This window comes from Kitasatospora sp. NPDC048715 (genome assembly GCF_043198905.1).
Taxonomy (GTDB): Bacteria; Actinomycetota; Actinomycetes; order Streptomycetales; family Streptomycetaceae; genus Kitasatospora; species Kitasatospora lactacystinica.
This window is the reverse complement of the sequence record NZ_JBICVH010000004.1, coordinates 1-23,179: the sequence shown is the minus strand read 5'-3', so window position 1 is coordinate 23,179 and position 23,179 is coordinate 1. Positions and strand designations below refer to the sequence as shown.

17 protein-coding genes are annotated in these 23,179 nt (G+C 71.3%); 13 read left to right on the top strand and 4 right to left on the bottom strand.

Annotated features, from left to right (window positions below; translation table 11 throughout):
- Window position 1 precedes the first annotated feature (1 nt).
- The 10 genes from ACGFSC_RS09255 to ACGFSC_RS09210 all read left to right on the top strand — a co-directional run bounded on the left by ACGFSC_RS09255 (window position 2) and on the right by ACGFSC_RS09210 (window position 18,893).
- Window positions 2-1,786: a type I polyketide synthase gene (locus tag ACGFSC_RS09255; RefSeq protein WP_359906755.1), complete on the top strand. Its 1,785-nt coding sequence runs from the start codon at window positions 2-4 to the stop codon at window positions 1,784-1,786.
- Window positions 1,783-3,024: a cytochrome P450 gene (locus ACGFSC_RS09250; protein WP_359906752.1), complete on the top strand. Its 1,242-nt coding sequence runs from the start codon at window positions 1,783-1,785 to the stop codon at window positions 3,022-3,024. Before ACGFSC_RS09255 ends, ACGFSC_RS09250 begins: the two co-directional genes overlap by 4 nt.
- Window positions 3,021-3,218, top strand: a complete 198-nt coding sequence (locus ACGFSC_RS09245) for an MbtH family protein (protein ID WP_359906749.1) — start codon at window positions 3,021-3,023, stop codon at window positions 3,216-3,218. Before ACGFSC_RS09250 ends, ACGFSC_RS09245 begins: the two co-directional genes overlap by 4 nt.
- Window positions 3,219-3,268: 50 nt before the next feature.
- Window positions 3,269-3,964, top strand: a complete 696-nt coding sequence (locus tag ACGFSC_RS09240; RefSeq protein ID WP_359906746.1) for a formyltransferase family protein — start codon at window positions 3,269-3,271, stop codon at window positions 3,962-3,964.
- Between the two features lie 284 nt (window positions 3,965-4,248).
- Complete coding sequence (locus ACGFSC_RS09235; RefSeq protein WP_380356168.1) at window positions 4,249-4,671, top strand: XRE family transcriptional regulator; 423 nt, start codon at window positions 4,249-4,251, stop codon at window positions 4,669-4,671.
- Window positions 4,672-4,785: 114 nt separating this feature from the next.
- On the top strand, window positions 4,786-5,301 hold the full coding sequence (locus ACGFSC_RS09230; protein WP_359906740.1) for a ParH-like protein: 516 nt from the start codon (window positions 4,786-4,788) through the stop codon (window positions 5,299-5,301).
- The gene (locus ACGFSC_RS09225; protein WP_359906737.1) at window positions 5,294-6,583 is read left to right on the top strand and encodes an MAB_1171c family putative transporter; all 1,290 of its coding nucleotides are present in this window, start codon (window positions 5,294-5,296) and stop codon (window positions 6,581-6,583) included. Before ACGFSC_RS09230 ends, ACGFSC_RS09225 begins: the two co-directional genes overlap by 8 nt.
- A gap of 580 nt (window positions 6,584-7,163) precedes the next feature.
- Entirely contained in the window at window positions 7,164-11,600 is a 4,437-nt protein-coding gene (locus ACGFSC_RS09220; protein ID WP_359906734.1) for a LamG-like jellyroll fold domain-containing protein, read from the top strand.
- Between the two features lie 91 nt (window positions 11,601-11,691).
- The gene (locus ACGFSC_RS09215; RefSeq protein ID WP_359906731.1) at window positions 11,692-18,591 is read left to right on the top strand and encodes a polymorphic toxin-type HINT domain-containing protein; all 6,900 of its coding nucleotides are present in this window, start codon (window positions 11,692-11,694) and stop codon (window positions 18,589-18,591) included.
- Window positions 18,588-18,893, top strand: a complete 306-nt coding sequence (locus ACGFSC_RS09210) for a hypothetical protein (protein WP_359906728.1) — start codon at window positions 18,588-18,590, stop codon at window positions 18,891-18,893. The genes ACGFSC_RS09215 and ACGFSC_RS09210 overlap by 4 nt, the downstream gene beginning before the upstream one ends.
- 278 nt (window positions 18,894-19,171) lie before the next feature.
- Here the strand turns inward: ACGFSC_RS09210 and tgmC are convergent, their stop codons facing one another.
- Window positions 19,172-20,320 carry an ATP-grasp peptide maturase system methyltransferase gene (tgmC, locus tag ACGFSC_RS09205; RefSeq protein WP_359906725.1) on the bottom strand — a complete coding sequence of 383 codons (1,149 nt, stop codon included), beginning with the start codon at window positions 20,318-20,320 and terminating at the stop codon, window positions 19,172-19,174.
- A 51-nt stretch (window positions 20,321-20,371) separates the two neighbouring features.
- Here tgmC and ACGFSC_RS09200 point away from each other — a divergent pair, with 51 nt between their 5' ends.
- Together ACGFSC_RS09200 and ACGFSC_RS09195 are read left to right on the top strand one after the other, a co-directional pair.
- Window positions 20,372-20,617, top strand: coding sequence for a hypothetical protein (locus tag ACGFSC_RS09200; protein ID WP_359906723.1), 246 nt, complete (start codon window positions 20,372-20,374; stop codon window positions 20,615-20,617).
- Window positions 20,618-20,717: 100 nt separating this feature from the next.
- The gene (locus ACGFSC_RS09195; protein ID WP_359906720.1) at window positions 20,718-21,311 is read left to right on the top strand and encodes a DUF4291 domain-containing protein; all 594 of its coding nucleotides are present in this window, start codon (window positions 20,718-20,720) and stop codon (window positions 21,309-21,311) included.
- A gap of 37 nt (window positions 21,312-21,348) precedes the next feature.
- Here ACGFSC_RS09195 and ACGFSC_RS09190 read toward each other — a convergent pair whose 3' ends face one another.
- From ACGFSC_RS09190 to ACGFSC_RS09180, 3 genes are read right to left on the bottom strand one after another with little or no spacing between them, the layout of a single operon-like run.
- A complete protein-coding gene (locus ACGFSC_RS09190) occupies window positions 21,349-21,546 on the bottom strand; it encodes a DUF397 domain-containing protein (RefSeq protein WP_392862813.1) in 198 nt (65 codons plus the stop codon).
- Window positions 21,543-21,674 (bottom strand): DUF397 domain-containing protein, encoded by a 132-nt coding sequence (locus ACGFSC_RS09185; RefSeq protein WP_359906717.1) that lies wholly within the window; start codon window positions 21,672-21,674, stop codon window positions 21,543-21,545. The genes ACGFSC_RS09190 and ACGFSC_RS09185 overlap by 4 nt, the downstream gene beginning before the upstream one ends.
- The gene (locus ACGFSC_RS09180; RefSeq protein WP_359906714.1) at window positions 21,637-22,572 is read right to left on the bottom strand and encodes a helix-turn-helix transcriptional regulator; all 936 of its coding nucleotides are present in this window, start codon (window positions 22,570-22,572) and stop codon (window positions 21,637-21,639) included. Before ACGFSC_RS09180 ends, ACGFSC_RS09185 begins: the two co-directional genes overlap by 38 nt.
- A gap of 176 nt (window positions 22,573-22,748) precedes the next feature.
- Here ACGFSC_RS09180 and ACGFSC_RS09175 point away from each other — a divergent pair.
- A partial coding sequence (locus tag ACGFSC_RS09175) for an ATP-binding protein (RefSeq protein WP_392862810.1) occupies window positions 22,749-23,179 on the top strand: 431 nt, incomplete at its 3' end.

Here is a 23,179-nt window from a genome sequence, read left to right as displayed (position 1 = left end):
CATGACCGACAGCCCCGAGCAGGAGTACGACCCGGGTGACGTGGCCATCATCGGCATGTCCCTGCGGGCACCGGGTGCCCGCACCAAGGAGCAGTTCTGGGACATCCTCGTCAACGGCCGGGAGACCGTGTCCTTCCTGGCCAAGGACGACATCCACGTCGACGAGACCCTGATCCACAGCCCGTTCTACGTACGGGCCTGCGGCGTGCTCGACACGTACGACAAGTTCGACCCGTCGGTGTTCGGCATCAGCGACCGGATGGCGGCCGCGATGACCCCGGAGAACCGGCTGTTCCTGGAGAGCGCCTGGGAGTCGCTGGAGGACGGCGGCTACGACCCGGACCGGCTCAAGGCCGAGATCGGCATGTACGGCGCCAACAACCCGCAGACCGCCGCGCTCTACAGCTCCCCGCCGGACCGGGTGTCGGTCGGCCCCGAGGCGATCGAGGCCAGCCTGGCGTGGTCGCCGGACACCATGACCTCCAACGCGCTGTACTACATGGGCCTCACCGGCGAGGCCGTCACCGTCGCCGCCGTCTGTGCGGGCTTCCACTACTCGGTGCACCTGGCCTGCCAGTCGCTGCTGCTGGGCCAGAGCGACATGGCGATCGCCGGCGGCTCGATGGTCCGCCTGCCGCACCCCCGCGGTCACCTCTGGGAGGAGAACCGCATCCTGTCGAAGGACGGCCACTGCCGCCCGTTCGACGCCAACGGCACCGGCACCGCGCTGTCCAGCGGCGTGGTCACCGTGCTGCTGAAGCCGCTCGGCCAGGCCGTCGCCGACCGCGACCACGTCTACGCCGTGGTCCGGGGCTCGGCCGTCAACAACAACGGCGTCAGCGCGATGGCGTACGGCCTGGCCCAGCCCGAGCGGCTGAGCGCCTGCATCGCCGCCGCCATGGAGGTCGGCGGCGTCACCCCGGACACCGTGTCCATGTACGAGGCCAACGGCCTCGGCCTGCCGATGACCGACGAGCTCGAAGTGCACGCGGCGACCATGGCGTTCGGGAAGCAGACCGCGACCACCTCGATCGGCGGGGTCAAGGGCAACGTGGGCCACGGCGGCGTGGTGTCGGGCGGCTTCGGCGCGATCAAGGCCGCGCTGGCGCTGTACCACAAGACGCTCCCGGCGACGATCAACCTGACGGAGGTCAACCAGGACCTCGACTTCCCCAGCACCCCCTTCGTGCCGCAGATCGAGGGCGCGGCCTGGGAGCCGGAGGCCGGCATCCGCCGCGCGGGCATCACCTCGATCGGCGGCGGCGGCTACAACGCCCACCTGCTGCTGGAGGAGGCGCCGGCGCCCGCCGAGCGCGCCCCCGAGGAGGAGGGCCGGCCGCGGCTGGCCACCCTGTCCGCCCTGGACGACGACGCGCTGGGCCGCCAGCGCACCCGCCTCAAGGAGTGGCTGGAGGCGAACCCCGGCCTGCGCCTGGACGACGTCTGCTTCACCCTCAACCTCGGCCGCAAGGTGATGGCCCGCCGGTGGGCGGCCGTGGTCCGCAGCCGCGAGGAGCTGATCGCGGCGCTGTCCGACGACGCCGCCCGCGGCGCGGCCACCACGACCGCCGCCGCCCCGCGGACCGACCCGGGCGCCTTCTCGCGCAACGACAGCGGGATCGTCCCGGCCGGCCGGGACCACGAGGCGCTGTCCGACCTGGCCGCCGCCTGGGTGACCGGCCAGCAGGTGGACTTCGACGCCCTGCACCTCGGGGAGGCCGGCCGCCGCGTGCCGCTGCCCACCTACCCGTTCCAGCCCCGCCGGTTCTGGCGTACGGACTGGTGACCATGAGCACACCGGCACTGGACACCTTGGACCTGGGAGACCCGGCCACCTTCGCGGACCACGACCTCGTCGGGTTCTGGCGCACCCTGCGGGACACCGCACCGATGCACTGGAACCCGCCGGTCGGCGGCCGTCGGGGGTTCTGGGTGCTCTCCCGCTACGACGACATCATGGCCACCTACCGGGACAACGTGAACTTCACGTCCCAGCGCGGCAACGTGCTCGTCACCCTCCTGGAGGGCGGCGACGCCGGGGCCGGCCGGATGCTGGCCGTCACCGACGGACCCCGGCACCTGGAGCTGCGCAAGATCCTCCAGCGGGTGCTCTCGCCGAGGGTGCTCGACGAGGTCGCGCAGACCGTCCGGGTCAACACCCGGCAGTGGATCCGCGAGGCGGTCGAGTCCGGCGGCTGCGACTTCGCGGAGCAGATCGCCAGCCGGATCCCGATGACCACGATCTCGAACCTGCTCGGCGTGCCCGAGCGGGACCGGGACTACCTGCTCTCCCTGACCAAGACCGCGCTCTCGGCGGACGACGAGGACGTCGACGAGGTCGACTCCGAGATGGCCCGCAACGAGATCCTGATGTACTTCATGGACATCGTCGAGGAGCGGCGCGAGTCACCGGGCGAGGACGTCATCAGCATGCTGATCGGCAGCGCCATCGACGGGGTGCCGCTGACCGACGAGGACGTCGTGCTGAACTGCTACAGCCTGATCATCGGGGGCGACGAGACCAGCCGGCTGACGATGATCGACTGCGTCCGCACCCTCGCGGCCCAGCCCGAGCAGTGGCGGCGGCTCAAGCAGGGCGAGGTCGCCGTCGAGACCGCCGTGGACGAGGTGCTGCGCTGGGCCTCGCCCACCATGCACTTCGGGCGCAGCGTCGAGCGGGAGACCGAACTGCACGGCGTGCGGCTGCGGCAGGGCGACATCGTCACCCTGTGGCACGCCTCCGGCAACCGCGACGAGCGGGTCTTCGCGCGGCCCGAGGAGTTCGACCTCGGCCGCACCCCCAACAAGCACCTGGCCTTCGGCTACGGCCCGCACTTCTGCGTCGGCTCGTACCTGGCCAAGGTGGAGATCGCCGAACTGCTCAAGGCCCTGCGGGACTTCACCGTCGGCTTCGAGCAGACCGACGAGGCGCTGCCCATCCGGTCCAACTTCCTGACCGGGTTCTCCACCATGCCGGTGCGCTTCGATCCCGATCACTCCGGACTGAAAGAGGTCGACCGATGAGCGGCAACCCCTTCGACGGCGGGGAGGGCGACTGGCTGGTCGTCGTGAACGCCGACGAGCAGTACGCGCTGTGGCGGCCGCACCTGGCCGTCCCGGACGGCTGGCGGATCGTCCACTCCTGCCCGGACCGTGAGGGTGCCCTCGACTACGTCGAGCAGCACTTCACCACCGCGGTGGGAACGCCGGCGGCCTGACGGCGACCCGACGGCGACCACCACCCGAACCAGCGACCGCAGGAGTGCGGATGAACATCTACATGTCAGGACAAGGGGCGTTCGCGGTTCAGGTCGCGGAAGCCCTCCTGGACAACGGTCACAAGATCGTCGGCGCGGCCGCGCCCCGGCTGCGCAAGGGCAAGTCCGACGAGAGCGACGCGATGGCCTGGGACCGCCTGCGCGCCTGGGCGTTCCCCCGGGACATCCCCTGGACGGACTCGGCCGAACTGCGCGCGATGCACATCCCGGACGGGGTGGACATCATCGTCGCCGCGCACTCGCACGCCTTCCTCGGCCGCAACACGCGCGCCAGGGCCACCGTCGCCACCATCGGGTACCACCCCAGCCTGCTGCCGCTGCACCGCGGCCGGGACGCGATCCGATGGACCATCCGCGACGGCGACAAGGTGACGGGCGGGAGCGTCTACCACCTCACCGAGCGCACCGACGGCGGCCCGCTCGCCGCCCAGGAGCACCTGTTCGTGCCCCCGGGCTCGACCGCGCAGAGCCTGTGGCGCGACCACCTGGCTCCGCTGGGCGTGCGACTGCTGCTGAAGGTGGTCGCCGACCTCGCCGCGGACCGGCGGATCGAGGTCCCGCAGGACGAGAAGCTGGCGACCTGGGAACCCGCGATGGACACCCAGCCGCTGTTCAAGCCGGAACTGATCGCCCTGCCCGGCAACACCCGGGTCGACAGCAACAAGTGGGCGCTGCACGAGGGGTGACAACCGCGTACCGGCCCGACGACCGAACGGTGTCGATCCGGTCGACTCGGCAGGTGTCCCCGGGTGTTCGGCACTCCGGGGGCACCTGCCGCGGCGTCTTCCACCGCTGCCGCCGTCCCGCGCGCGACACCCCCTCCCGCCCGCGAGGGGGCCGGGAAACGGCACGGCCCGACACCGGCGCCGTGCCCGAAGCTACGATGGTTCCCCGGCGGCCGACCCCGTGCACCAGCGCCGCCCGAACCGGCAGTGGTGGCGCAGGAGGCCAGGTGGCGCAGGAGGCGGAGATGGCGGGAGCCGGGGCGAGTTCGCTCGCCGAGAAGATCGAGACGCTGTTCCGCACGGTCCGGCGCCCCAACCGGGAGCAGTACAGCAACGAGGACGTGGCGCGCGCCTGCCGCGAGGCCACCGGCGAGACCTTCTCGGCCACCTACCTGTGGCAGCTGCGCACCGGCAGGCGCGACAACCCGACCAAACGTCACCTGGAAGCCCTGGCACGGTTCTTCCAGGTCTCGCCCGCCTACTTCTTCGACGACCGGTCCGAGGAGATCCTCGCCGAACTCGCCCTCCTGGAGGCGCTGCGGGACGCCGGCGTCCGGAACATGGCACTGCGGGCGGTGGAACTCTCGCCCGAAGCCCTGGACACGGTCTCCGATGTGATCGAGACTATCGCTCGCCGGGAGGCTGCCAGGGGCAAACCCTCCCGGTGAGCACGACGCGGTGCCACCGGGAGGCACCCCGCGACGCGACGGCCGACCGGCCACGCCGGCCCCGGCGGACAGGTGAGGCGCGCATTGCGGTGGATCCGACGGCACGGCGGACTGATGCGGCGCTGCCGCGCGATCAGCGATTCGCTCGAACTCCCCGACCCGTTCGACGCCGCCGAGCTCGTCGCCCGACTCGCCCGCGACCGCGGCCGGCCCATCGACCTGATCGCCGTACCCGCACGGCCCGGGGCGCCGTGCGGACTGCTGGTGACGACCGGTCAGGCCGACTACATCGTCTACGCCGAGGACACCAGCGAGGTGCACCGCCAGCACATCCTGGTGCACGAGTACGCCCACCTCCTGCTGGGCCACACCGACGGCACCCCGGCCGACCCGGGACTCACCCGCGGCCTGCTGCCGCACCTGTCCCCGGCACTGATCGGGAAGGTCCTGGGACGCACCGTCTACCTCGAACCGCAGGAGCAGGAGGCGGAATTGCTCGCCTCGCTGATCCTCAAGCGCGCCCTGCTGCCCGGCGGCCGGCCGTCCGGCGCGGAGCCCCGCGACGCCGAGTGGGCGCACCGGCTCTCCCCCCTGCTGGGCACCCGCCGCCCGACCGGCCCGCATGACTGACCCCGTCCTCGCCCTCGCCGCGGCCTTCCTGCTCGGCCTTGGCACCTACCGCTTCCTCGCGGGCCGGCGCCGCGGCCGCTCGCCGGCCCTGCTCTTCACCTGCTGCTTCGCCTGGTGCTTCGGCGCCTTCCTGGCGCTGACGGCCGCCCGGGCCGGGGTGGACATCGACCACGGAACCGGCCTGGCGGGCCTGACCGGCATGCTCACCGACCACCTCCGGACGGGCTCCGCCGGATTCCTCGCACTGACCGCCGTCGCGCTGCGCCGCCCCGAGGCCGACGCCCGCGCGCTGCGCCGCCGCTGCGTCGGCACCGCCCTCGCGGTCCTCGCCGCGACCGTCCTGTTCCTGCTCGCCCGGCCCCGGGAGGAGGGCGGCCAACTGGTGGCCACCGGCGCCCTCGGCCCCGTGGCGCTGGCCGGCTACGACCTGGTCGTCACCGGCTACGTGGCCGGCTGCCTGGTCACCCTGCTGCGCCGGACGACCCACTGGACCCGCCGGGCCGACGACACGGCCCTGCGCACGGCCCTCGGCCTGGTCACCCTCACCACCGCCGCCGGCCTGCTCTGGGCCGCCTGGGGCCTCGACGACGTCCTCGGCGCCCTGCGCACGGGCCGTCAACTGACCACCGAGGACCCCGTCTCGCTGGCGCTCGGACGCGTCTGCGCGGTCCTGCTGCTGGCCGGCGCCACCACGCTGCTGTGGGCGCGCGCCGGGCGCGCCGCCCGGCGGTGGCGGGCCGCGTACCGCGGCTACCGGTCGCTCGGGCCGCTGTGGCGGGCCCTGCACGCGGCCTTCCCGCAGATCGCCCTCACCACGGGCCGGATCACCACGGGCCGGATCACCGCCGGCCGGATGCCTCCCGCCGACGCCGAACTCGCCCTCTACCGACGGGTCATCGAGATCCGGGACGGGCTGCTGATCCTGCGCCGCTACCGCACGGCCGAGGACTCCCCCTCCCCCGACGGCAGCCCCGGTGAGGCCCCTTCCACCGGTGTCCCCTCCACCGACGCCGCTGCCGTCGAAGCCGCCGACACCGACGCCGCCGCGCGGGCCGAGGCCGTCCGGATCGCCGCCGCCCTGCGCCGCGCCCGCACCCGGGCTCCCGACGGCCCCCTCCGCAGCGGCCCGCCGCCGGCCGAACCGCACCTGCCGCACGCCGGCGGCATGGAGGCCGAGACCCGCTGGCTGGGGCAGGTCGCCCGGGCGCTGCGGACCCTGCCGCCGCTGCCGGCCGGCCCGGCGGCGGACCGGAGCCCGGACGCGGCGCCTTCCGCTCCTTAATCGGCTTTTCCCGGAACCCGATTCGGCATTTCCGATTCACCGACCTGGCGACAACTTGACCACAACAAGGCCGAGTTATTCCGCCGAAGAAATCTGACGAACAGCCAGGCGGAAAGAGCGGAAATGTCCCGAGGGCGGTCCCCCTCGGTCGCGACGCGCCCGGGAACCGTCCGCCCCCGTACCGGCGTCCCGTTTCCGGGGCACGTCGGTGACCGTCCGTGGCCCCCACTGCCGCCCGGACCGCGCCGCCCCCATCCGCGACACCCCGGGTGACCAGCACCGACAACCAGGGGATGGGACGCCCGCCACTCGCCGCGGCGCCGCCTCGAAGCTGTCGGTCACCGTTCGCCGCCGCCACCCGGAGGCCGGATCACTCCGCGACAGCACTCCGGGCATGTGACTTCCGCCACAGCGCATCAAGTGGTTTGTCCGGTTTTACCTGCGCTGCTCCCCTTCTGACGGCGCATCGACACGGGCATGCGTCCGCGCGGTTTTCTCATGAACCTTTGACACCTGATTAAGCGTCCATAAAGATCCGCTCAAACTTCGCCCACATATCGGAAGTCGGAGCTTACGCACAGTGAGAACAGCAGCAAGACGGTCGGGCAGTCTGCTCGCCGCGGCACTCGCCGCGGTCGCCCTGACCGCGACCGCGGTGGGGCCGGCCGCCGCCGCGACCGGCGGAACGCCACCGCCCGGCCTGACGGGCTCCCAGGACACCGCCGAGAGCATGGCCGTCAAGGAGGCCGCCCGCAGCGGCAAGCCGGTCGAGGTACTCGCCAAGCGCAGCGAGACCAGTGACACCGTCGCCCAGCCCGACGGCAAGCTGAAGACCACCACCTACGTCCAGCCCAAGCGGGTGCGCAAGAACGGCGCCTGGGTGGAGCTCGACCCGACGCTGCAGGCGCTGCCCGGCGGCGCCGTCGCCCCCAAGGGGTCCACCGCCGACCTGCGGTTCTCCGGCGGCGGCAGCGAACCGCTGGTCACGATGGCCCGGGCCGGCAAGGAGCTGAAGCTCAGCTGGCCGAAGCCGCTGCCCAAGCCGAAGGTCAACGGCGCGACCGCCGAGTACGCGTCGATCCTGCCGGACGTGGACCTGCGGCTGTCCGCCACCAGGACCGGGTTCACCCAGGTCATCGTGGTGCACACCGCCGAGGCCGCCAAGAACCCCGAGCTGGACCAGCTCCGGCTCGGCCTGCAGGGCACCGGCCTGACGGTCAGCCAGGAGGCGGACGGCACCCTCAAGGCGAAGGACCCGTCCGGCGGCGGCACCGTCTTCGAGGCGCCCGTCCCGGTGATGTGGGACTCCTCCAAGCCGGCCGCCGTCACGCCGGACGCCCCGGCGACCGCCACGCCGAACGCCCCGGCCGCCGCCGCACCGAACGCCCCGGCGAACGCTCCGGCCGCCGCCCCGAAGACGTTCAAGGCCGCCCCGCAGGCGGCACCGCAGGCCGAGGCCCCCGCCCCGGGCGCCCCCGCGGCCGGTCCGGGCGACCTCGCCGCCGCCGGCTACGGCGACCTGCCCGGCGAGGGCGCCAAGATGACCCGGCTCAAGGTCGACCTGCCCAAGGACGGCCTGGTCCTGTCGCCCGACCAGGGCATGCTGGACGCCGCGGACACCGTCTACCCGGTGATGATCGACCCGGCGTGGAACACCCCGCACGCCGGTGACTGGGCGGGCGTCTCGCGCAGCTACCCGAACCAGGCGTACTGGCACTTCACGTACAACAGCAGCTACGTCCACGACTGGGGCGTCGGCTACTGCGGCGACACCTCGCGGTGCGCGCCGACCGACGTGAAGCGGGCCTTCTTCCAGGTCTCCAACCCGTTCGTGGGCAAGCAGATCCTCAGCGCCACCTTCGGCACCTACGAGAGCTGGTCGTACTCCTGCGACGCCCGGCCCGTCGAGCTGTGGAACACCGGCTACATCTCCCCCGGCCTGAACTGGAACAGCCAGAACGCCTCCGGGTTCTGGGGCCGCTACCTGCAGACCATCAACACCGCGAAGGGCTGGAGCGGCAGCTGCCCCGGCGGCTGGCTGGAGTACGGCCAGGACGGCGCGGTGCGCAACCTGGTCCAGGACGCCGCCAACTGGGGCTGGCCGACCATCAGTTTCGGCCTGAAGGCCCAGAACGAGGGCGACACCCTCGCCTGGAAGCGCTTCACCGACGACGCCTACCTGTCGGTGTACTACAACCTGCGGCCCAACCAGATCCCGATGTCCGACATGACGATGTCGCCGGGCTCGGTCTGCCAGTACCCGGGCATCAAGATCAACAAGATGCCGCAGGTCACCACCCGGGCGAGCGACCCGGACGGCGAGGCCATCGGCGTGCAGTTCGCGGTCGGCTGGGACGACGGCAGCGGCCTGCGCCGCCGCTGGTGGTCCACCGGCTCGGAGGACGCAGCACCGGGGTGGGACACCTTCAAGGCCTCCGGCTCGATGTTCTCCTGGCCGCTGCCCACCGGCCTGCCGCAGAACCTCCAGCTCGACTGGGAGGCCCGCGCCTGGGACGGCGCGCAGTGGGGGCCGTGGTCCTCCGACGGTGACCCGACCGGCTGCTACTTCATCGTCGACACCTCCGCACCGGACGGCCCGGCGATCACCTCGGAGGCCTACCCGGGCTCCAAGGACGCCACCGCCGCGCTCCCCTGGACCGACGGCGTCGGCAGGAACGGCTACTTCACCCTGAAGTCGGCCGCGACCGACGTGGTCAAGTACCAGTGGGGCCTGGACACCTCGCCGTCCGCGGCGAACGAGATCGCCACCGGCGGCGGCGCCGGACAGACCGTCCGCGTCCAGCCGCAGACCGCCGGCGTGCACTTCCTCTCCGCCCGGGCCGTCGACGGCGCGGGCAACGCCTCGCAGCCCGAGACGTACTACTTCAACGTGCTCTCCGGGCAGCCGCAGCGCACCGGCTGGTCGATGGACGACGCCGCCGGCGGCACCTCCGTCGCCGGAACCGGCGGCAGCTTCGAGGCCACCCTCGGCTCCGGCGCCACCCCCGGGACGCCCGGCCACCTCAAGGAGGCCCTCACCCTGGACGGCACCGCCAACGGCTACGCCGAGGCATCGTCGGCCGTGCTGGACACCTCCCGCAGCTTCACCGTGTCCTCCTGGGTCCGGTTCAACGGCGGCGACTGGAACCGCGCGGCGGTCAGCCAGAGCGGCCCGGACTACTACGCCTTCCAGCTCGGCATCGAGAACATCGCCGGTGTCTCCAAATGGGGCTTCAAGGTCCAGACCGCGGCCGGCAACCAGGACGCGACCACGGTCTCCGTGCAGTCCGCCGATCCCGCGACGACCGGGGTTTGGACCCACCTGACCGGCGTGTGGAACATGGACACGCGCACCATCCAGCTGTACGTCAACGGCACCCTCGCCAAGTCGGCCACCGCGAACGCGGTCTGGGACGGACACGGCCCGCTGGAGATCGGCCGCAACCGCTGGAAGGGCCAATGGGTCGGCAACTGGCCCGGCTCGATCGACGAGGTCAGGGTCTGGGACCGCTCCCTCAGCACGGCCGAGGTCTCCGACGTGGCCGCCGACAAGCAGCTCGCCACCGGTCGCCCCGCCAAGGCGGTCTGGCACCTGGACGGCAGCGACGCCAAGCCGGCCGGCACCGCCGAGACCGACAACCTGACCGCCTACAACGGCGTCGCACTCGGCCGCCCCGGCATCGCCGACAAGGCGATCCACCTGGACGGCGTCGACGACTACCTGCGCGGCACCCGCCCGCAGGTCGACGGCAGCCGGGACTTCTCGGTCTCCGCGTGGGTCAAGCTGCCCGCGCCGACCCCCGGTGACACCACCGCGAAGATCGCCGTCACCCAGATCGGCCAGCACAACAGCGAGTTCTCGCTGTACTACTCCACCTACTGGAAGCGCTGGATCTTCGGCCGCTACAAGGAGGACACCTCCGCCGACACCCTGGTCCGCACCTGGCAGCCCGACTGCACCCCGGGCACCCAGATCAACGGCGCGCCCTGCTTCGCCGGCACCACCGGCGAGTGGACCCACCTGCTGGGCGTCTCCGACACCGCCGCCAAGAAGCTGCGCTTCTACATCAACGGCTTCCTGGTCGGCGAGTCCGACTACACCCAGAACGCGCCGTGGGCCAACCCCGGCCCGCTGCAGATCGGTGCCGTCAACCGCGAGGGCGCCAACGGCGAGTTCTTCGGCGGCGACATCGACGACGTGCGCCTCTACGACCGCGTCGTCACCGGCCCCGAGGCCGGCGCGATGGTCCAGCAGCGCCCGCAGCTGGCCGGCCGCTGGAAGCTCTCCTCCGCCACCGGCACCCCGGCCGTCACCCCGGACGAGGGCCCGGCCAAGGCCGGCGCCCAGCTCGGCGGCGGCGCCTCGATCAAGGCCGACGGCGGCGTGCTGCCCGCCCCCGGCACCCTGCTGCTGGACGGCTCCACCGGCTACGCGGCCACCGGCTCCGTCCCGCTGCACACCGGCCAGAGCTTCACCCTGGCCGGCTGGGCGAACACCGCGGGCGTCCCGACCCGGGACATGACGGTGCTGTCCGTCGCCGGCGCCAACAACAGCGCGGTCACCCTGCGCTGGCACGCCCTGGGCAAGGACGCCAACGGCCAGCCCACCGGCCAGTGGCAGGCCGAGGTGCGCGACTCCGACGCCACTGGCGCGGTCCGCACCCTGACCGCCCACACCCCGGCCACCTCCGTCCTGGAGAACTGGACGCACCTGGCGGTCAGTTACGACGCCTTCGCGGACCGGCTCGCCCTGTACGTCGGCGGCCAGATCGAGAACCAGGGCTGCCCGGACGGTTCGACCGGCTGCACCCCGCACATCTCCTGGACCGGCGCCCCGCAGCCCTACGAGGCGACGGGCGGCGTGCAGTTCGGCCGCAACCGGGCGGCCGGCGCGTGGGGCGAGTACTTCTCCGGTGAGCTGGACGACGTCTGGCTGTACCAGGGCGTACTGAGCCCCGCGCAGATCACCAAGCTCGCCGACTACAACGTCGAGCTGAACACCTCCACCGGGGTCTGATTCCCCCCTCCGTTTCGCGGGCCGGGCGGCTTCCTGCCGCCCGGCCCGCGGTCCGTCACACCCGTTTTCTCCCAGAGGAGTTGTCCCACCCATGAGCAGGAAGAGGTCGGTGCCGCGGCCGACCCGCACCAGAATGTCCGCGATCATCGCGGGCACCCTGGTCGGGTCGCTGCTGCCGGCACTGCCGCTGGCCGCCGTCGCGGCGGCCGCGGAACCGTACACCAAGCCGTCCGCGGTCTCACCCGAGAAGCCCGTCAAGGGCTCCGACGCCAAGGCCAGGGGCCGCAAGGCCGACACCACCGTCAGCAGGACGGACGGCAAGCAGGGCGCCCTGCCCGGCGCGGGCAGCGCCACCGTCGACGTGCCCGGCGAGAAGGGCAAGGCCGTCAAGGCCGGCAAGCTGCCGGTCGCGCTCTCGTCCTCGGGCGCGGCGGGCAAGGCCAAGGTCGAGCTGCTCGGCCAGGACGCCGCCGCCAGGGCCGGCGTCAACGGCGTCCTGCTGACCGTCACGGGCGCCGACGAGAACAGCGGCCTGGCCGTCGACTACTCGTCCTTCGCCCAGGCCGCCGGCTCCGGCTTCGGCTCGCGCCTGAAGCTGGTCCGCCTGCCCGAGTGCGCGCTCACCACGCCCGACCTGCCCGAATGCCGGGTGCAGACCCCGCTGCCGGGCGGCAACGACGTGGCGAAGCAGACCGTCGCCGCCGACGCCCTGACCACGGCCCCGGCCGGGTCGATGCGCCTGCAGTCCGCGCCGGGGGCGATGGTGCTCGCGGCCACCACCGGCAGCGCCGGACCGAGCGGCGACTACAGGGCGACGCCGCTGTCGAGCGCGTCCTCCTGGTCCACGGCGCTGAACAGCGGCGCGTTCACCTGGTCCTACGACATGCCGCTCACGGCGATGCCGGGCGGGCTGACCCCGAAGGTCGGCCTGTCCTACAACTCCGGTGCGATCGACGGCCGCACGGCCAACAGCAACAACCAGGCCTCCTGGGCCGGTGACGGCTTCGACCTGTCGCCGGGCTTCGTCGAGCGCAGCTACAAGGCCTGCGCCGACGACGGGGCGCCCAAGACCGGGAAGTCCAGCCCCGGTGACCTGTGCTGGGGCACGGACAACGCCACCATCAGCTTCGCGGGGCACTCGGGTGAGCTGATCCCGGTCTCCGGCGACGAGTGGCGGATCAAGAACGACGACGCCACCAAGGTCGTGCGCGTCCGCGACACCGGCCGCGGCAACGGCGACAACGACGGCGAGTACTTCCGCGCCACCACCACCGACGGCACCAGCTACTACTTCGGCTACAACCGCCTGCCGAACTGGTCGGCGGGCAAGCCGGAGACCAAGTCCGTCTACACCGTGCCGGTCTACGGCAACAACGCGGGCGAGCCGTGCAACGGCGCCGACTTCGCGTCCTCGTGGTGCCAGCAGGGCTGGCGGTGGAACCTGGACCTGGTGGTCGACGCCCACGGCAACGACATCACCTACTGGTACACCCCCGAGACCAACAACTACGGCCGCAACCTCAAGGCCACCGACCGCACCTCGTACGTGCGCGGCGGGCGCCTGGACCACATCGAGTACGGCCAGCAGCAGGGCGACCTGTACTCGGCCGGCGTCAAGCCGATGGGCCGGGTCGACTTCGGCACCGCCGAACGCTGCCTGGAGACCGGCGCGGGCGTGTGCGACCCGGCGAAGATCGACGCCAACCGGCAGTACTGGTACGACACCCCGTGGGACCAGAACTGCAAGGACGGCACCGACTGCACCACGCAGTACTCGCCGACCTTCTTCACCCGCACCCGCCTCACCCAGATCGCGGCCAAGACCCTGCAGGCCGACGGCAGTTACGCCACCGTCGACACCTGGGACCTGACCCACAAGTGGGGCACCGCCGACTTCGACTACCAGCTGCTGCTGGACTCGATCAAGCACACCGGGTCCTCCGCCGCCCCGTCCGTCGCCCTGCCGAAGACCACCCTCGCCTACAAGCAGATGGCCAACCGGCTCGACAAGGTCGGCGACGGCCGGATGCCGTTCATCAAGCAGCGGCTCGGCACCGTCACCGACGAACTCGGCGGCCAGATCGACGTCAACTACTCGGCCGCGGCCTGCGACTGGAACAACCTGCCCACCCCGCAGTCCAACACCACCCGCTGCTTCCCGCAGATGTACCAGGCCTCCGACGAGACCCCGGTCACCACGGAGTGGTTCAACAAGTACGTCGTCGACGCGGTCATCGCCACCGACCGCACCGGCGGCGCACCCGACATGGTCACCCGCTACACCTACCTCGGCGACGCCGCCTGGCACTTCGACGACGAGGACGGCCTGACCAAGGACAAGCTCAAGACCTGGTCCCAGTGGCGCGGCTACGCCCGCACCCGGGTCGAGACCGGTGGCGTCACCGGCATGACGACGCAGGCGGACCACTGGTTCCTGCGCGGCATGGACCAGGACCGCAACAACCCCGCTGACAAGAACGGCAAGCGCAGCGTCACCGTCGACGACGGGCAGGGCACCGTCCTGACCGACGACCAGGCGTGGGCCGGCTACGAGTACCGCACCGAGCAGTACGACAAGCCCGGCGGCGTGATCCTCGGCAAGAACGTCAACACGCCGTGGAAGCAGGAGACCGCCAAGCGCGTCCGCGACTGGGGCACCACCACCGCCAACATCACCGGCACCACGGTCACCCGCACCTTCACCTCGCTCGACAAGGGCGCGGGCAGCAACTGGCGCGAGACCCGTACCAACAACACCCGCGACGGCTACGGCCGGGTCACCTCGGTCGAGAACCAGGGTGACGTCGCGGTCCCCGACGACGACACCTGCACCCGCACCACGTACGCCGACAACACCGGCACCTGGATCCTCAGGAGCGCCACCCGTGTCGAGGTGGTCGCCGCGAACTGCGCCACCGACGTCAACCGGGACACCCGGGCCGACGGCACCTCGGCGGTGCTCTCGGACATCCGCTACCGGTTCGACGGCCAGGGCTTCGGCGCCGCACCCGCCAAGGGCGACATCACCCTCATCCAGACGCTCAAGTCCCGCACCGGCAACAGCGCCACCTACCTGGACCACGCCGCCACCTACGACGGCTACGGCCGTCCGCTGAGCAGCACCGAGCTGGCCTCCAGCACGGTCTACGACCTCAGCGGCGCCACCAACCCGGTCACCACGGCCTCGCCGAACGCCCGTACCAGCACCACCGCCTACACCCCGGCCACCGGCCGGCCCAGCAAGTCGGTGGAGACCACCCCGCCCGCCAAGGCCGGCGACACCACCACCACGCAGACCACCACCACCGACTACGACCTGCTGCGCGGCCTGGCCGTCGACACGATCGACGCCAACAACCGCCGCACCGACACGCTCTACGACGCCCTCGGCCGCACCCTGAAGGTCTGGCTGCCCGACCGCTCCAAGGCCACCGGGCAGACCCCCGACCAGGAGTACGCCTACACGGTCGCCGACAACCAGATCGTCTCCGTCGCGGGCAAGACCCTCAACGAGGACGGCTCCCAGCAGACCGCCTACACCCTGTACGACGGCCTCGGCCGCTTCCGGCAGGGCCAGGCCCCGGGCGACAACGGCGGCCGCGTCATCGCGGACACCTTCTACGACGAGCGCGGTCAGACGGCGCTCGCCTACTCCCCGTACTACGCCACCGGCACGCCCTCCGGCACGCTGCGCAACATCGACGACACCGCAGGCCTGGAGACCCAGGCGGCAACGGAGTACGACGGCCTCGGGCGGGTCGTCAGGACCACCGCGCTCTCGGGCAACGGCGTCGGCACCCCGCTGGCCACCACGCTCACCGAGTACGGCGGCGACCGGGTCACCGTCACCCCGCCCACCGGCGGCACCCCCACCACGACCGTCTTCGACGCGGTCGGCCGGGCTGTCGAGCTGCGCCAGTACAAGTCCGCCGCGCCCACCGGCGCCTACGACTCCACCACCTACGGCTACGACCCGGCCGGCAACCTCTCCAGGCTCACCGGCCCGGCGGGCAGTGTCTGGACCTGGCAGTACGACCAGCTCGGCCGGCGGACCAAGGCGGTCGACCCGGACTCCGGTACCACCACCAGCACGTACAACGACCGCGGCGAGCTGACCGGCACCACCGACGGCGGCGGCAAGACCGTCGCCACCGCCTACGACAACCTCTCCCGGCCGATCGAGACGCGCGACGGCTCGGCGACCGGCCCGCTGCTGACCTCCCGGGCGTGGGACCCGGCCGGCAACAAGGGCCAACTGTCGTCCAGCACCCGCTACAGCACGGTCGGCGGCACCACCTACCAGTACAAGACCACCTACTCGCTGTTCGACACCCTCGCCCGGCCCACCCGCACCACGGTCACCATCCCGTCCGTCCCCGGCCAGGAAGCCCTGGCAGGCAGCTACATCAGCGGCACCATCTACCGCCTCGACGGGCAGGCCAAGTCGATCGCGTACCCGGCCGCCGGGAACCTGGCAGCCGAGTCGGTGGCGTTCACCTACGACGCGCTGCACCGGCCCACGGCCGCCGAGGGCCTGACGAAGTACCTCACCAACCAGACCTACAGCCTCACCGGCAAGCCGCTGCAGTCCACGCTCAGCAACGGCACCGCCGGCAAGGACGTGTACATCACCAACGGCTACGAGTGGGGCACCCAGCGCCTCGCGTCCAGCCGCACCGACCAGTACGGCGTCACCGGCGCGACCCGCGCCGCCGCCTACACCTACGACCAGGCCGGCAACGTCACCTCGGTCACCGACACCTCGCGCTCCGGCACCGACCGGCAGTGCTTCCGCTACGACTCCCTGGCCCGCCTCACCGAGGCCTACACCCCCGGCACCGGCGGCTGCACGGCCCCCGGCGGCACCCAGCTCGGCGGCCCCGCCCCGTACTGGACCAGCTGGACCTACAACACCAACGGCACCCGTGCCACCGAGACCCGGCACGACACCACCGGCAACACCGGCCAGGACGCCACCACCACCTACACCTACCCCGCCGCCACCGCGGCCCGACCGCACAGCCTGAGCTCCACCTCCACGGTCACCGGCACGGTCGGCGCTCCGGTCGTGGAGAGCTACGACTACGACACCGCGGGCAACACCACCGGTCGGCACCTCAAGTCGCCGTCCGGCAACCAGACCAGCGACCAGGCCCTGACCTGGGACTCCGAGGGTCGAGTCGGCCGACTCGCCGCGACCGTCCAGACCACCAACGGCAGTACCACCGCGACGACCAACCAGACCACCGACTACCTCTACGACGCTGTCGGCAACCGTCTGCTGGGCCACACCCTCGACACCGCCCAGCCGGCGGCCGAGAGCTGGACCCTCTACCTCGACCGCGTCGAGCTGAAGCTGGTCAAGGGCGCCGCCAAGGCCACCGCCACCCGCTACTACCCGCTCGGCTCGGCCACCGCGGTCCGTACCGACGACAACCGCCTGACCTTCCAGGTCGACGACCACCACGGCACTGCCGAGATCGGCGTCGACGCCGCCACCGGCGCCGTGGACCAGCGCCGCTCGCTGCCCTTCGGCGGCAGCCGCGGCACCACCCCCGCCACCTGGGCCGGCACCCGGGGCTTCCTCGGCGGCACGGCCGAGCCCACCGGCCTCACCCACCTCGGGGCCCGCGACTACGACCCGGCCACCGGCCGGTTCATCAGCGTGGACCCGGTCCTGGCCGGCACCGACCCGCAGTCGCTGGCGGGCTACACGTACAGCAACAACAACCCGCTCACCCTCAGCGACCCGTCCGGGCTGCGGCCCGACGGCACCTGCGGCGGTACGGCCCAGTGCCGCACCCCCGAGGGCCAGCTCGTCCAGGACTACTGGATGCCGGTCAACGGCGGCGACTGGGTCGTCGAGACCGTCAAGAGCGTGAAGTCGGTCCTTCCCGGCGGAGTGCAGATCACCACCGGCAAGACCGACTTCAACAAGCTGATCCAGCAGACCAACAAGAACCTGAAGATCCTCCAGAAGCAGCGTCACCGCTTCGGAGAGGACCCGGACTCCGACGCCCACGACTACGTGGCGGCAGCGCTGAACGCCTGCCACATGATCAAGGAATGCCAGAAGTCCCCGATCTACAACGAGCTCTGGGACCAGCTCAAGAACTGGCAGTTCGAGAACATCGCCATGTTCGGCCCGGGCGAGATAGGCGTCGGCGCCGGAGCCCTCGGCAAGGGCCTCGCCAAGTTCAACAACTCGGCCAAGCCCAAGCCGGCCGCCGCCGCCGAGAAGCCCGCACCGGGCAACCGGATCGCCATGTCCTGCGACAGCTTCCCGGCGGGCGTCGCGGTGCGGATGGCGGACGGGACGACCAAGCCCATCGAGCAGTTGAAGGTCGGGGACCTCGTCCTCGCCACCGACCCGGAGACCGGGAAGACGGCCGCTCGCGAGGTCGACGCCACCATGGTGACCCCGGACGACGCCGACTTCACCACGCTCCTCCTCGCCGACGGCCGGGGCGAGGTCACCGCGACCGACCACCACCCGTTCTGGAGCGTCAACCGGGACGCCTGGGTCAACGCCGGGGACCTGACCGCGGACGACACCGTCCGCAGCTCCGACGGCACGGTCGTCGCCCTGGCCCGGGTCCGACACTTCCACCTGGTCCAGCCCGCCCACAACCTGACGGTGCGGGACCTGCACACGTACTACGTGCTGGCAGGGAACACGCCGGTACTGGTTCACAATTCCGGACCGAACTGCTTCACCGCCAACTCCTCCCAGGTAGCGGCCACCCCGCGTGGACGTGCTCCGGAGTATCACGGCGGAACGATCAATCAGGACCAGGCCATGGACCTTGCCGAGCGTTGGCTCGGGGCCGGGTACCGGGAAGAGGGAGTCGGCCGGTACGTGTCAAGTGATGGCAGTCGTATAGTTCGTTACGGAAAGCACGAGACCACGTCGAAGAGCCATCACATCCACTTCGAGGCGGTCGAGAACGGCCGAGTGGTCGAGAACACGAGTGTGGAGATCAGGCCATGAGTGCACCTGTGCCGGCCGTCCTTGACGGCGCTTCGGTCGAGCTGTACGCGCGGGTGGGAGACGCGCAGCGGCCCACCGGCCGGACCAGGCACTCGATCGACGGCCTCGACGAGAAGATCTCCCACCTGGCGATCGCACGGTACGACGGAGAGTCCGATTACTACCTGTTCTACTGCTCTGCGGACTGGGAAGTCCTGACGGACACGTGCCATCCCACGCGGCAGGAGGCGATCGAGCAGGCGGACTTCGAATTCGAGAACGTGGAGTTCGCTCCGCGCCCTACGGGTTCTGAGCGGGGTTAAGAAGGGGCCCTACTCCGCCCCGCCCCTACCGTTGCACTGAAGAAGCCCCACCGGATCGTTTTCCGGTGGGGCTTCTTCAGGTCTCGACGGCAGTAGCCGAAGAATCCGCTCGCGCAGGGCATGGCGGGCCTCGATCCCCGGTCACCGCGCCAGAGCCCAGGTGTCGCGCCTCCCCGCCGAACGCCCCCGCCCGTCGGGCGATACGCTCCTCGCCCGCCTGGGAGCCTGGGCGCCTGAGCTGCTGCCGCTGCTGCTGCTGCTGCTGCGCGATGGAGGGCTCAGATCGGCAGGTTCCAGCCCGGTCCGGCCTCGCTTCCGATCCAGACCCGCTGCCCGGTCGGCGAGACGGTGAGGCCGAAGCCCTCCTGGTGCGGCTCGCCGGCCCGCTGCCAGGCTTCGACGGCGCTCTCCACCTGGTCCCAGAGCCGGAGCGGGCCGCGCTGCACCACGGTCCACCCGCCGCCGGGAACGGGCGCGGTCCGGGCCTGCGATCCGGTGGCCACGTCCCAGAGGATCTGGTGCCCAACGGCCCCCATCCGTTCGGCCGAGGGCGCCGCGAGCTGGGCGACCCAGCTGCCGGTCCAGGTGCTGATGACCTCGGGGTCGATCCGGGACGGGCGTTCGTCCCCCGGGAGCAGGGAGATGCTCTGGCGCGGCGGTCGGTCGTGCGGGCGGGCGATCATGAAGCTGGTCCAGCCGGGCATGAACCGGCCCGTTCCCTCGCCGGGGGCCGTGACGACCAGGCGGACGAGCCCGAAGCCGAACCCCCACCCGGAGACGGTCGCCAGAATGACGCCGCCGGGCTTCACCTGGTGCAGCCAGCCGGGCGGCAGGTACCGGACGGCGCAGGTGGCGATCAGCCGGTCGTACGCGCCCTCGCCGCCGTCCGGGTCGCCGACCAGCCCGTCGCCGACGACCAGCCGGGGAGCGAACCCGGCCGCCCGGATCGCGGCGGCGGCACGCTCGGCCACCAGCGGGTCGTACTCGATGCTGGTCAGGTTGGCGTCCCCGAGGCGGTGGGCCCCGAGGGCGGTCGAGTAGCCGGTGCCGGTGCCGATCTCCAGCACCCGGTGCCCGGCTTCGGCATCGAGCTGCTGCCACATGCCCAGCACCAGCGACGGCAGGGTGGAGGACGACGACGGCGTCCCGGTCACGGTGCCCCCGGTCACGTCCTCGGGGCGGACGTGACCGTCGAGTTGGGTGATCAGCGTCTCGTTCGCGTAGACCTGCCTCAGCCATCCGGGGTCGGTCCGGTGCACGGGCCGGTACGCGGTCGGGCTGCTGCCCGGGACCGGCACGAAGAACGACCCGACGAACAACTCCCGCGGCACGGCGAGCGCGGCGGCCCGCCACGCCGGATCGCCGATCGCGTCGTCCCCGGTGAGGCCGTCCACCAGGGCGGCGCGAAGCCGGTCCGAGGTGCTCATGAGTCGGGGCCCTTCTCCAGGAGGTCGGCGATCGCGCGGACGATCGCCGAGGTGGTGTCGACACCCTGCCAGGCCCAGGGCCCGCTGACGTGGCATTCCGAGAAGGACCACTCACAAGGGGCGGTCACCACGAGGTCGACTTACGACGCCGTCTTATCGATCTTCGGGGCGGTCTGGTTCACCGCCCCGGAGAGGCTGCTGCTGACGGCCGGGTTCACGGACCCGGATGTCCGAGTTCTCGACGCTCCCGAGCCCGGCCACATCGGAACCCTGATCGCCCGCGCCGTGGTCGCGTGACCTTCGAGAGCGGAGCGGCTCCACGGCCCGCGCCGGGGAACCCCACGCCGCCCGGAAAATCCGCTGGCGCAATGCTCGCGGAGCATCGAGGCTGGTCAGCGTGCCAGAACCCAAGTATCAGATCCGCGCCCTCCACACCGCCTCCACGGTGACCGTCTACCAGGCGTACTCGCCGGAGATCGGGCTGCCCGCCGCCCGGGACGGCCGCTTTCCGGCGGTGTGGAAGAGGGACCGGATGACGTGGATCAAACCGTCGTTCCTCTGGATGATGTACCGCTGCGGATGGGCGACGAAGGAAGGACAGGAGACCGTCCTCGCGGTCGAGATCACCCGCGAGGGCTTCGAATGGGCCCTGGAGAACAGTTGCCTGTCCCACTACAAGCGCGGGCTGCACCCCGACCAGGCCACCTGGAAGCGGGAGTTGAGGCGGTCGCCGGCCCGCGTGCAGTGGGACCCCGAACGCAGCCTGCATCTGGAGCCGCTGCCCCATCGGTCGCTTCAGCTCGGCCTCACCGGCGAGGCCACCGAGCGTTATGCGGACGAGTGGATCGTCTCGGTGGAGGACGTCACCGCACTCGCGCACACGATCCACGACCACGTGCGGGCCGGGGAACTGGAGGAGGCCCGGAAGCTCCTGCCCGCCGAACTCCCGTACCCGTCGGGCGACACACTGCTGACCCATCTGGGCGCCTGAGCCCGGCCTGTGTTCTTCTCGTGTACCGAGTTCCCGGTCAGCCTTGGGCCGGGAACTCGCCGTCCTGAACGGCTGCCACGAATGCTGCCCAAGCAGCGGCCGGGAAGACGAGGGCCGGGCCGTGAGGGTCCTTCGAGTCACGCACGGGAACGAGGCCGGGGAGACCGGAGGCTACCTCGACGCAGTTGCCGCCGTTGCCGCCGCTGTAACTACTCTTGCGCCAGACCGACATCATGCAGGGAACTCGCCCTCCCGGATCGCGACGACGAAGGAGCCCCACGCAGCAGCCGCGAAGACCAGGGCCGGACCGCCGGGGTCCTTGGAGTCACGCACGGGGACGAGGCCGGGGAACCCGGGGGCCACCTCGATGCACTCGCCCGCGTTGTCCCCGCTGTAGCTGCTCTTGCACCACAACGCCCCGCTCAGCTCGACGTTCTGCATAGCGGTATTCCTCCGTTACCTCGGTGATCAGCGCATGGGAGTCGTCGACCGAGAGTACAGCCCCGCGTACAAGATCGAAGTCTCGGCGGGTCTGCTGTACGACTGAAGGGGCGTCACTGAAGTGTCCGCGATACAGACTCTCCGAGTAGACCCACTCCTTCCCGTCGGGCATCTCCAGCAGCACCACGGATGTGGTCGGCGACTTCCGAGCCCTGAAGGCGAACGGCGCTACCTGGATCTGCACGTTCGACCGCTCCCCCACGGAGAGCAGGTGCTCCATCTGCCTCCTCATGACGTCCGGTCCGCCGATGACGCTCCGGATCGCGCTCTCGTGAAGGATGACGATCATTGACGGGCCATCATCGGTCAAGTACCGCTTCTGTCGACCGAGCCGAGTAGCCACCCGCTCGGCCAACCATTGCGGGTGATCTCGGGCATCGCCAAGACGGAAGATCTCGTAGGCATACTCCTCGCACTGCAACAGGCCATTGATCCTCATGTACTGAAGCACCCGGGCCGCCGCCGCTTCCTCTTCCAGTTCGACGTACTTCTGGAACCAGTCCGGGTGCTCAATGTCCGCATGCCAGTCCACCCGTTCCCACAGCCGGACGAGCAGGCCCCTCATGCCAAGCACCTCGTCGGCTCTCACGACGATGTACCGGTCCATCGAACGCTTGCCGCTCTCGAAGCGGGTGATCACCGTTCGGTGACAGTGGAGGAGCTTGCCCAGTTCCTCCTGCGTGTAGCCCGCCTGCTCTCGCGCGAACCGGAGCGCTTCGCCGAACATCACCGCCGGGCTCGACGTGAGTCCGTTCTCCAAGCGCCGATGTGACATCCCGACTCCCCTCAGGTGCTGCGGATCCCCGCACTCCGATTTGGTCGCAACCGTAGTCCCCTCGCCGGATCATTGAGACCGGAACGCAATCATCTGCATGCGCAGCGTGAACGCGTGCGCTCTTGTCGCACTCCCCCCTCCGCCCCCTCCGAGGTACCCCCATGCTCAAAACCCACCGCCGGCCCCGCATGTTCGTCGCGCGCCTCGACTCCCGTATCGAGTCCACGCCCCTGGCCCGGTACTTGCTCCGGGCCTACCTCTCCGCCCTCCCCGCCGGCGACCGCTACTCGGACACCGCCGAACTGCTGCTCGGCGAGTTGTTCGCCAACGCCGTCCAGCACTCCGACGCCCCCGACGACTGCCACATCGAGGTCCGCTTCACCGTCACCGGCTCCCGCCTGCGGCTGGAAGTCCACGACGCCGGCACCGACCACCCCACCCTCCACACGCCAACCCCTGACGACGAACACGGGCGTGGCCTGCTCCTCGTCGACCGGCTCGCCGAACGCTGGGGCAGCGCCAACCGCCCCGGCGGCATCGGCAAGTACGTCTGGGCCCACATCGCCCCCGCCCCCGGCCCCGCCCTCGTCAC